Source organism: Achromobacter sp. 1012554356, from assembly GCF_059760815.1.
The window spans coordinates 129,215-139,963 of sequence record NZ_JCBANC010000008.1 but is presented as its reverse complement, the minus strand read 5'-3'; the positions used below and the strand labels follow the sequence as shown (position 1 = coordinate 139,963).

The 10,749-nt window shown below is 63.7% G+C and carries 11 protein-coding genes; 3 read left to right on the top strand and 8 right to left on the bottom strand.

Annotated elements, in window-relative coordinates; translation table 11 throughout:
• Positions 1-314 precede the first annotated feature (314 nt).
• Entirely contained in the window at positions 315-596 is a 282-nt protein-coding gene (locus tag AC6LJW_RS06090) for a DUF4148 domain-containing protein (protein ID WP_498086772.1), read from the top strand.
• A 129-nt stretch (positions 597-725) separates the two neighbouring features.
• Here AC6LJW_RS06090 and dnaJ read toward each other — a convergent pair whose 3' ends face one another.
• The 7 genes from dnaJ to hrcA form a co-directional block, all read right to left on the bottom strand.
• A complete protein-coding gene (gene dnaJ / locus AC6LJW_RS06085) occupies positions 726-1,856 on the bottom strand; it encodes a molecular chaperone DnaJ (protein ID WP_056568724.1) in 1,131 nt (376 codons plus the stop codon).
• A 109-nt stretch (positions 1,857-1,965) separates the two neighbouring features.
• Positions 1,966-3,891, bottom strand: coding sequence for a molecular chaperone DnaK (dnaK, locus tag AC6LJW_RS06080; protein ID WP_056568727.1), 1,926 nt, complete (start codon positions 3,889-3,891; stop codon positions 1,966-1,968).
• 84 nt (positions 3,892-3,975) lie between these two features.
• On the bottom strand, positions 3,976-4,380 hold the full coding sequence (locus AC6LJW_RS06075) for a thioredoxin family protein (RefSeq protein ID WP_105237580.1): 405 nt from the start codon (positions 4,378-4,380) through the stop codon (positions 3,976-3,978).
• Positions 4,381-4,394: 14 nt separating this feature from the next.
• Positions 4,395-4,952 (bottom strand): nucleotide exchange factor GrpE, encoded by a 558-nt coding sequence (grpE, locus tag AC6LJW_RS06070; RefSeq protein ID WP_056568733.1) that lies wholly within the window; start codon positions 4,950-4,952, stop codon positions 4,395-4,397.
• A 127-nt stretch (positions 4,953-5,079) separates the two neighbouring features.
• A complete protein-coding gene (locus AC6LJW_RS06065) occupies positions 5,080-5,316 on the bottom strand; it encodes a hypothetical protein (protein WP_056568738.1) in 237 nt (78 codons plus the stop codon).
• A complete protein-coding gene (gene hemH, locus AC6LJW_RS06060) occupies positions 5,306-6,421 on the bottom strand; it encodes a ferrochelatase (protein WP_056568740.1) in 1,116 nt (371 codons plus the stop codon). The genes AC6LJW_RS06065 and hemH overlap by 11 nt, the downstream gene beginning before the upstream one ends.
• 45 nt (positions 6,422-6,466) lie before the next feature.
• Positions 6,467-7,471 carry a heat-inducible transcriptional repressor HrcA gene (hrcA, locus tag AC6LJW_RS06055; protein ID WP_056568743.1) on the bottom strand — a complete coding sequence of 335 codons (1,005 nt, stop codon included), beginning with the start codon at positions 7,469-7,471 and terminating at the stop codon, positions 6,467-6,469.
• A gap of 141 nt (positions 7,472-7,612) precedes the next feature.
• On the opposite strand from hrcA, the gene AC6LJW_RS06050 reads away from it, so the two are divergent.
• Together AC6LJW_RS06050 and recN are read left to right on the top strand one after the other, a co-directional pair.
• On the top strand, positions 7,613-8,512 hold the full coding sequence (locus AC6LJW_RS06050) for an NAD kinase (protein ID WP_056568746.1): 900 nt from the start codon (positions 7,613-7,615) through the stop codon (positions 8,510-8,512).
• A 13-nt stretch (positions 8,513-8,525) separates the two neighbouring features.
• Positions 8,526-10,187 carry a DNA repair protein RecN gene (gene recN / locus AC6LJW_RS06045; protein WP_056568749.1) on the top strand — a complete coding sequence of 554 codons (1,662 nt, stop codon included), beginning with the start codon at positions 8,526-8,528 and terminating at the stop codon, positions 10,185-10,187.
• Between the two features lie 132 nt (positions 10,188-10,319).
• Here the strand turns inward: recN and fur are convergent, their stop codons facing one another.
• A complete protein-coding gene (gene fur / locus AC6LJW_RS06040; RefSeq protein WP_056568752.1) occupies positions 10,320-10,739 on the bottom strand; it encodes a ferric iron uptake transcriptional regulator in 420 nt (139 codons plus the stop codon).
• Positions 10,740-10,749 lie beyond the last annotated feature (10 nt).

Here is a 10,749-nt window from a genome sequence, read left to right as displayed (position 1 = left end):
CCCCAGGCCCACGCCGCACCGGGCTTTGTTGGTTTGATCTTCACGGGGGCCGGGGCGAGTTGGGTTCTTTAGGTTCTTGCCCACGGCGGTGTGGAAGAGAAGCGTCTTACGGTGCCCGCCCCCAGCCGGCCGCGCGGGCGGCCTTTGGGGGCTTACGCGCTGTCTTGCGTCGTAGCGATGCCGCTTCGCGTGTGGCTGCTTCTGCACTAGGTGTCTGACACCCTGGTGAGATTCGCGACATACCAAGAGCATCTCCCGAGGGTGTCAGACACCGGCAGATACGTAAGACTTAAAACAATCTGGAGGTCTCACTCATGAAAATCCTGGCCACGACGCTGTTTGTTTCCCTAGCCCTGGCCGGCGCCGCCGCGCACGCAGTCGGCGTTGAACATTCCAAGTTTTGCTCCCAGGTCGCGGCCGAGCTGCAAGAAGCCAAGGTCAGCGGCCAATACACTTTCGGCGAATTGGACTATCCGGCCGCTCTGCCCCAAACCTCCGACCTGACCGAACAGGATGTGCGCGCCCAGCTTCAACAGGCCAAAGCCAACGGCGAATACTCCTTCGGCGAACTCGACTATCCGCCGGCCGCCCGTTAAGCGGTTCGCCGTTCTGCTTGATCCTGCAATACCGTCACTAGCAAGCCCGGCATTTTTTCCGCAAAAAAAAACCGCGACTCACGTCGCGGCTTTTTTCGCTTGGCAGCAGCGCAATCATCTGCGGACTGATCAGCTGAAGAATTCCTTCACGCGGTCCGTCCAGGATTTGCTTTGCGGCGAGTGGCGATCGCCACCGTCGTTCAGCGAAGCCTCGAACTGGCGCAGGATGTTCTTCTGGTCGTCGCTCAGGCGCACGGGCGTTTCCACCACAACGTGGCAGTACAGGTCGCCCGGGTAGCTGCCGCGCACGCCTCGGATGCCCTTGCCGCGCAGGCGGAAGGTCTTGCCGGATTGGGTGCCTTCGGGAATGGAGATCTCGGCCTTGCCGCCCAGCGTGGGGACCTGGAGTTCGCCGCCCAATGCCGCCGTGGTGAACGGAATGGTCAGTTCGCAGTGCAGGTCGTCGCCGTCGCGCTGGAAGATCTTGTGCTGCTTGATGTGGATTTCCACATACAGGTCGCCCGGAGGCCCCCCGTTGATGCCCGGTTCGCCATTGCCGCTGGAGCGGATGCGCATGCCGTCGTCGATGCCGGCCGGGATCTTGACCTGGAGGGTCTTGTTGCGGCGGATGCGGCCGACGCCGTCGCAGGACGCGCACGGATCGGTGATTTCCTTGCCGTTCCCGTGGCAGGTGGGGCAGGTCTGCTGGACGCTGAAGAAGCCTTGCTGCATGCGCACGGCGCCGGAGCCGCCGCAGGTGCGGCAGGTCTTGGGCGAGGTGCCGGGTTTGGCGCCGGAACCGTGGCAGGTGTCGCAGTTTTCCCAGCTGGGGACGCGGATTTCGGTGTCGAAACCGGCGGCCGCTTGTTCCAGGGTGATTTCCAGCGCGTACTTGAGGTCGGCGCCGCGGTAGACCTGGGGCCCGCCGCCGCGACGGCCACCACCGGCGCCGCCGAAGATTTCGCCGAAGATGTCGCCGAACGCGTCGGCAAAACCGCCGCCCATGCCCGCGCCACCCATGCCGGCGGCGTTGGGGTCGACGCCGGCGTGACCGTAGCGGTCGTACGCGGCGCGTTTTTGTTCATCGCCCAGGACCTCGTAGGCTTCCTTGGCTTCCTTGAACTTCTCTTCGGCCTCTTTGCTGTCCGGATTGCGGTCCGGATGGTATTTCATGGCCAGCTTTCGATAGGCCTTCTTGAGATCGTCATCCGAGGCGTTTTTTGCCACGCCCAGGATTTCGTAATAGTCGCGTTTTGCCATGATCCGTGGGCTCGAAACCGAGCCTTCTTTTCAGTGCTACAGAATGAGTACGCCCGGTAGGCGGATTTCTCCGGCTACCGGGCGGCAGAGGCAGGTCAGTGCCCGGCCATTATTGGTCGCGCTTGACTTCCTTGAAGTCGGCGTCGACGACGTTGTCGTCCACCGGCTTCGCGTTGTCGGCCGCTTGTTGCTGGCCGGCGGCTTGCTGCGCCTGCATGTCGGCGTACATCTTTTCGCCGAGCTTTTGCGATGCCGTCGACAGGGCTTCGACCTTGGCGTCGATCGTGGCCTTGTCGCCTTCCTTCAGCGTGTCTTCCAGGTCCTTGATGGCGGCCTCGATGCTTTCCTTCTCGGCAGCTTCGAGCTTGTCGCCGTACTCGGTCAACGACTTGCGGGTGGCGTGCACCAGCGCGTCGGCCTGGTTGCGCGATTGGGCCAGTTCGGCAACGCGGTGATCTTCCTCGGCGTTGGCCTCGGCATCCTTGACCATGCGTTGGATCTCGTCTTCCGACAGACCCGAGTTGGCCTTGATGGTGATCTTGTTTTCCTTGCCGGTGCCCTTGTCCTTGGCGGACACGTGCAGAATGCCGTTGGCGTCGATGTCGAACGTGACTTCGATCTGCGGCATGCCGCGCGGCGACGGCGGGATCCCTTCAAGGTTGAACTCGCCCAGAGCCTTGTTGCCCGCGGCGATTTCGCGCTCGCCCTGGAACACCTTGATCGTCACGGCCGGCTGGTTGTCGTCGGCCGTCGAGAACGTCTGCGAGAACCGGGTCGGAATCGTGGTGTTCTTCTGGATCATCTTGGTCATGACGCCGCCCAGGGTTTCGATACCCAGGGACAACGGCGTGACGTCCAGCAGCAGCACGTCCTTGCGGTCGCCCGACAGCACGGAGCCCTGGATGGCGGCGCCAGCGGCGACGGCTTCATCGGGGTTCACGTCCTTGCGCGGATCCTTGCCGAAGAATTCCTTCACCTTTTCCTGAACCTTGGGCATGCGGGTCATGCCGCCGACCAGGATCACGTCGTCGATGTCGGAAACCTTGACGCCGGCGTCCTTGATGGCGACGCGGCAGGGTTCGATCGTGCGTTCGATCAGTTCTTCGACCAGCGCTTCCAGCTTGGCGCGCGTGACCTTCAGGTTCAAGTGCTTGGGACCGGAAGCGTCGGCCGTGATGTACGGCAGGTTGATTTCGGTCTGCTGGGTGGACGACAGTTCGATCTTGGCCTTTTCAGCCGCTTCCTTCAGGCGTTGCAGGGCCAGCACGTCCTTGGACAGATCAACGCCTTGTTCTTTCTTGAACTCGGCAATGATGTAGTCGATGATGCGCTGGTCGAAGTCTTCGCCGCCCAGGAAGGTGTCGCCGTTGGTCGACAGCACTTCGAATTGCTTTTCGCCGTCCACATCAGCGATTTCGATGATGGACACGTCGAACGTGCCGCCGCCCAGGTCATAGACGGCGATCTTGCGGTCGCCCTTTTCGGTCTTGTCCAGGCCGAACGCCAGCGCCGCGGCGGTGGGTTCGTTGATGATGCGCTTGACTTCCAGGCCCGCGATGCGGCCGGCGTCCTTGGTGGCTTGGCGCTGGCTGTCGTTGAAGTAGGCGGGCACGGTGATGACGGCCTCGGTCACTTCTTCGCCCAGGTAGTCCTCGGCGGTCTTCTTCATCTTGCGCAGCACGTCGGCCGACACTTGGGGAGGCGCCATCTTCTTGCCGCGCACTTCAACCCAGGCGTCGCCGTTGTCAGCCTTGACGATGGCGTAGGGCATCAGGTTGATGTCCTTCTGCACTGCCTTTTCTTCGAACTTGCGGCCAATCAGGCGCTTCACGGCGTACAGCGTGTTGCGCGGGTTGGTCACGGCCTGGCGCTTGGCAGGCGCGCCGACCAGGGTCTCGCCGTCATCCATGTACGCAACGATGGAGGGGGTGGTGCGAGCACCTTCCGCGTTTTCGATGATCTTGACCTGCCCGCCGTCCATGACAGCCACGCAGCTGTTGGTCGTTCCCAGGTCAATGCCAATAATCTTGCTCATGGTGGGTTACCTTGATTATTAAATCTATGAAAATTTGGGGAAAACTGCTTGTCCCCCCATAACTGGGGCTGCCCGTGGGGTTTTTCAAGACGCCGGGCTGGAAATTTCCGGGCCCGGGTCCTGCAGGCGGTGGATTGCCGCCGTGAACTGGGGCAATCCGGGCCAGCCCGTGATGCGCCCAAGGCGCTTGCCGGACCGGTACAGCACAAAAGTGGGGACGCCATGCAACGAGAACCGGCGGCCCAGCGGTTCGTCCGCGTAGACATCGGCCTCGAACCACGTAAGGCCTAGCCCCACCAGCGTTTCCTGGTGCAGCAACGCCGCCTGCTTGAACAGGTTGCAGTTGTAGCAATCCTGGCCCCACAAGAAGACGCAGCGCAGGTCCGCCCCGGGCGCCTGCACCACGGCCGCGTCGAATCCCGCGGTGTCGACATGGCGCATGCCGAACACCTGGAATACCTGGGCCGGGTCGAAGCGCGGGTCGGTCATGGCGGGAAGGCGGTTCAGCCCTGGCCGGCCGAAACGATCACCAGCGCGGGGCGCAGGGTGCGGTCGGCGATCACATAGCCCTTCTGCAGCAGTTGCACCACCGTGTTGGCGGGCTGCTCGTGGGGAATGGATGAAATGGCCTGGTGCTGGTGCGGATCGAACTTGTCGCCCTGCGCCGGCGCGATTTCCTTGAGCAGGTTGCGCTCGAAGGCGGCGGCCAACTGCTTGAGGGTGACTTCGACGCCTTCGCGCAGGGTTTCGACCGTCTGATCGGGCTGGGCCAGGGCAGCTTCCAGGCTGTCCTTGACCGGAACCAGGCTTTCGGCGAACGATTCGATGCCGAACTTGCGCGCCTTGGATACTTCTTCCTGGGCGCGGCGGCGCACGTTTTCGGCTTCGGCTTGCACACGCAGAAGCTGGTCGTGCTGCTCGTTGACGGTAGCCTGGGCGGCGTCCAATTGGGCGCGCAACTCGTTCAGCTCGGCCTGCGCGGCGTCCTGGGCGGCGGGTGCCGCATCGGCGTTCTGGCCGACTTCGGGCGCCTGGTCAGCAGGCTCGTGGGGTGCCGTCATGGGGAATCCTCCAAAAAGAATGGCTTTCGCAGACATGAATGGGGGCCAATACCCCTAATTCAAGCCCGGTTAAGCGAAATATTCCCCAAGGCCCGGCGCCACGGCCGGGCACCGGGCGGCGGATTGCCTACTTTTTGCTCGGCTGCGCGGGAGCCACGGGGTCGCTGGCGGGGAAACTTTCCTTCAGGGCGCGGTCCACGCGCCTGTCGTCGGCATCCGGATCGGAGGGAATCGCGACCGGATCGCTCGCCGGAAACGTGTCGGCCAGGGCCTCATCCAGGTCATGTTCGACGCGATCCTCGTCGACGGGAGTGCTGACTTTGCCCTTCTTGACCGGCTCGCCAGTCTTGGGATCATGGTGCATGCGCCTTCTCCTTCAAGTCCGTGGTGTCTGGAACCCACCCCTGCAAGTATCGTTCCACCAGCCCCGACAATCCTGCGATCCAGGCCGGATCGTCGTTGATGGCAGGAATGTAACGGAACTGCTTGCCACCGGCCTCCAGGAAGGCGTCGCGGCATTCCAGGCTGATTTCTTCCAGGGTTTCGAGACAGTCTGCCACAAATCCCGGGCACACCACATCGACCTCGGTGACACCCGAGGCGGCTAATGCCTTCAGCGTCGGCTCGGTGTATGGCTCGAGCCAGCGGGCGGTGCCAAACCGGCTTTGGAAGGTAACTTCGATCTGGTCGCGGGGCAGCGAAAGCCGCTGCGCCAGAAGCCGGGCCGTTTCCATGCAGTCGCGGTAGTAGGGGTCGCCCAGCTCGATGGAGTAACGCGGCAGGCCATGAAAGCTCATGACGAGCTTCTGGGGCTTGCCGTGTTCGGTCCAGTACCGCTCGATGCGCGCGGCAAGCGGGTCCAGGTAGGCGGGATCGTCGTGGAAGCGCTTGATGAAGCGCATTTCCGGCTGATCACGCAGCTTGCCCATGTAGCGGGTGACCGCGTCCACGACCGTGGCGGTGGTGCTGGCGGCGTACTGCGGATACAGGGGCACCGTCAGAATGCGCTCGCAGCCTTGCTTGCGAAGGTTCGAGATGGCGAGCGGGATCGAGGGATTGCCGTAGCGCATCCCCAGTTCGACCGCGGCATCCACCCCGGCCGCCTGCAGGGCGGCGCGCACGCCGTCGGTCTGCCGCTGGCTGTAGACCATCAGGGGCGAGCCTTCCTTCATCCAGATGCCGGCATAGCGCGGTTCGAGCCGCTTGGGGCGGCGCGTGAGCACCATGCCGTGCAGGATGGGCTTCCAGAGGTAGCGCGGGATCTCGATGACGCGCGGGTCGGACAGGAATTCGCCCAGATACTTGCGGATGTCCTTGGCCGTCGGCGTGTCGGGCGTGCCCAGGTTCACCAGCAGCACGCCGACCTTGCCGGGCACCCGCGGCGGCGGATCTTCATTGAAGGGGTCTTCTTGCTCGGGTTCAGGAAGGTAGCGCTCAGGCCAGAGATACTTGAACAGGCGAAGAAACACAAAAACTCCCCTTCCTCCGCAAGGAGGATGTAGCTTTGAATGGGACTACTGGTTGTGGCTGAGGGCGTTGGACAACAGGCGCGCCGTGATGTCCACGATGGGTATGACGCGCTCATAGGCCATGCGGGTCGGACCGATGACGCCCAGGGTGCCCACCACCTTGCCGTCCACGCCGTACGGCGCGGTGATGACGGAAACGTCTTCCAGGGGCACCAGTTGCGAATCGCCACCGATGTAGATCTGCACGCCCTGCGCCCGGCTGGAGACATCCAGCAACTGGAGCAGGTCGGTCTTTTTCTCGAACAGCGAAAACATCTTGCGCAGCCGGTCCATGTCGGACGCGATGTCGGTCACGTCCAGCAGCTTGCGCTCGCCGGAAATGACCACGGCATCACCGTCTTCGGCGGCCTCGGCGCTGGCCTCGACGGCGGCCTGCATGAGGCGCGAGATGTCTTCGCGCAACTGCGCCAGCTCGGTCGACAGCGTCTGCCGCACGGCATTGAAGGACTTGCCGGCGAAGTGCATGTTGAAGAAGTTGCCGGCTTCCAGCAGCTCGGATTCGGCGTAATCCCGCTGGACGAAAAGAATGCGGTTCTGGACGTCGCCATCGGGCGTCACGATGATCAGCAGGACGCGCTTGTCGGACAGGCGGATGAATTCGATCTGGCGGAACACCTGGGCCCGCTTGGGCGTGAGCACCACGCCCGCGAACTGCGTCAGGTTCGACAGCAACGCCGCAGCCGCGTTGACGGCGCGAGTGGGTTCGGCGGCGGACAGCATTTCGCCCATGTTGTGCGGCTGAAGCTGGTACGACTGCACCGCCAGCAGCGAATCGACGAACATGCGGTAACCGCGCGGCGTGGGTACACGGCCGGCGGAAGTATGCGGACTATGGATCAGCCCCAGCTCTTCCAGGTCCGCCATGACGTTGCGGATGGTGGCCGGGGACAAGTCAAAGACTTTAGATAGCGTCCGCGAGCCGACTGGCTGCCCATCGGCGATGTAGCGTTCTATCAACGCTTTCAGTAATGCGCGTGCGCGGTCATCCATAGCGGCTATTTTAGGGAATCTTTTTCGGTTGGGGCGATTTTTGTCCCGCAACCCGATATACGGCCCCATATAATCGGCTAATTAGCCCATCCTGGGCGCATTCAGCTTTGCGGTTTTGCCCCTTTTCATTTGTACGCAGCCATGCACTTTCCCACCGTCGCCCTGATCGGCAGATACCAGGACACCGGCCTGGACACACCGCTGAGAGCACTTGCGCACGCGCTGACGCAAGCGGGCCGGCATGTGCTGATCGATTCGGACACGGCGCGCAATACCGGGCTGACCGAATACCCCATCGCCACGCTCGAGGAAATCGGCAAGACCGCCTCGCTGGCCGTGGTCATGGGCGGCGACGGCACCGTGCTGGGCGCCAGCCGTCATCTCGCGCCGTACGGCATGCCGCTGGTCGGCATCAACCACGGACGCCTGGGTTTCATCACCGACATCGCACTGCAGGACGCGCACGCCGCGCTTGCGCGGGTGCTCGAGGGCAGCTTCCAGATCGAAGACCGCATGCTGCTCGAAGGCAGCGTGTGGCGCGGCGACCAAAAGATGTACTCCGCTTCGGCGCTGAACGACGTGGTCCTGAACCGCGCAGGCCGCGGCGGCATGATCGAGGTCCGGGTCGAACTGGACGGCGCGTTCATGTACACCCAGCGCGCCGACGGCCTGATCATCGCCACGCCCACCGGGTCCACCGCCTACGCGCTGTCGGCCAACGGCCCCATCCTGCATCCGGGCATGAACGCCATGGTGCTGGTGCCGGTGGCGCCGCAAACGCTCTCAAACCGGCCCATCGTCATCCCGGACACGGGCGTGCTCAACATGACGCTCACGGCCATGGGCCGCGTCGAAGTCGGCGCCAGCGTGCACTTCGACATGCAGACTTGGTCCGACCTGCAACCGGGCGACCGCATCGTCGTGCAGCGCGCGCCCTATACCATCCGATTCGTGCATCCCGAAGGCTACAGTTTCTTCTCCACCCTGCGCCGCAAGCTGCACTGGAACCTGATGCCCGAAGCCTCCGACAACGTAGAGTAATTAGCGCCCCGACATGCTGCGCACCCTGCACATCCGCGACTTCGTCATCGTCGAACAGACCGAAATCCATTTCGGTCCCGGCTTCACCGTCTTTTCGGGCGAAACCGGCGCCGGCAAATCCATCCTGGTCGATGCGCTGGCGCTCACCCTTGGCGAGCGCGGCGACGCCAGCATGTTGCGCGAAGGCGCGGCCCGCGCCGACATCACCGCCGTATTCGACACCCCGAAGGCCCTGCATGCGTGGCTGGCCGAACGCGAGATCGACGCCGACGACGAACTCTCATTGCGGCGTGTCATCGACGCGCAAGGGCGCAGCCGCGCCTACATCAACGGCACGCCGGCCACCGTGGCGCAACTGCGCGAACTTGGCGACAGCCTTGTCGACATCCACGGCCAACACGCGCACCAGAGCCTGATGCGTCCCGACGCCCAGCGCGACCTGCTCGACGCGCACGGCGGCCATGGCGACCTGCGTCACGCCGTCGGCCAGGCGTGGAAGCAATGGCGCGCCCTGGCGCGCCAATTGGAATCCGCCGAAAAAGACGCCGAAAGCCTGGCGTCGGAACGCGAAAGCCTGCAATGGCGGGTCAATGAGCTCGACCAGCTCAACCTCGGACCGGACGAATGGGAAGCCCTGCAATCCGAGCACACGCGCCTGTCGCATTCGCAGTCGCTGCTGGACGGGGCCTCGCAAATTCTTGAAACGCTGGACGGCGAAGGCGACTCGGCGCATCACCGGTTGACCGCCGCGAACCAGCGCCTGCAGCAGATGCTGCGGCACGATCCGGGCTTGAAGGGCGTCCATGACGAACTGGAATCGGCCCGCATCGCCATCAGCGAGGCTGTGTCCGACCTGAACAACTACGTCAGCCGGGTCGAACTCGACCCGAAGCGGCTTGCGGACGTGGAAGCACGTCTTGGGCTGGTGTTTGAGACCGCCCGCAAGTTCCGCACCGAACCCGATGCGTTGTGCGAATTGCGGGAATCCCTGCATTCGGAGCTGGCGGCCCTGCAGGCCGCCGGCGACATCGACGCGCTGCGCGCCCAGGCCACCACGGCGCAAGCGCAATACGACGCGGTCGCCGCCAAGCTCACGAACGCGCGCCGCAAGATCGCCAAGGATCTGGGCAAGCAGGTCACGCAGGCCATGCAGACGCTCGCGATGCAGGGCGGCCGCTTCGAACCGACACTCGCGCCGTCCGCGCCTTCCGCGCACGGCAGCGAACAGGTCGAATTCCTGGTGGCCGGCCACGCCGGCACCACCCCGCGTCCGCTGGCCAAGGTCGCCTCCGGCGGCGAACTGTCCCGCATCTCGCTGGCGCTGTCGGTCATCGCAAGCCGCGCGGCGCGCGTCCCCACGCTGATCTTCGACGAAGTCGACAGCGGCGTGGGCGGCGCAGTCGCCGAATCCGTCGGCAAGCTGCTGCGCGAACTGGGCGAACGCCATCAGGTCCTGTGCGTCACTCACCTGCCCCAGGTCGCGGCCTGCGCCAACAACCAGTTCCTGGTCAGCAAGGCAGAATCCCGTGGCACCACGCGCTCCAGCATCGAACCGCTGGACGCCCAAGCCCGCGTCGAGGAAATCGCACGAATGCTGGGCGGCATGACGCTGACTGCGACCACCCGCGAACACGCGCGCGAAATGCTGGAAGGGTTCGGGCAGACCGCGTCCTGAGTCTGGCGCCACGTTGCGCATCGTTTGACCGATGCGCCAGCGCAAGACGCAAAAAGCCCCTTCAATCTGAAGGGGCTTTTGTTTTCGGCTAAGCCGCCGGACGCGCCGGCCGCTTTGCCTGTCAAGCCGGGCTTAACGGCCCTTGAGGCAGCTACCGCAGACGCCGTACAGCACCATCGCGTGGCTTTCCAGCGCGAAGGAGTTGTCTTTGGCGATCTTCTGCTGGCGCTTTTCGATCTCGGGATCCGAGAACTCGACAACCTTTCCGCAATTGGTGCAGATGAGGTGGTCGTGGTGGTCGCCGTCATTCAGTTCGAAAACGGCCTTGCCGCTGTCGAACTGGCTGCGTGCCAGAATGCCGGCTTGCTCGAACTGGGTCAGCACGCGGTAGACGGTAGCCAGGCCGATTTCGACGTTTTCGCCGATGAGGGCGCGGTAGACGTCTTCGGCGCTCAGGTGCCGCTCACCCGATTTGCGGAAAATATCAAGAATCTTCAGGCGAGGAAAAGTCGCCTTCAAACCCATGTTTTTCAGTTCGCTTTGGTCGCTCATGGTGTAATCG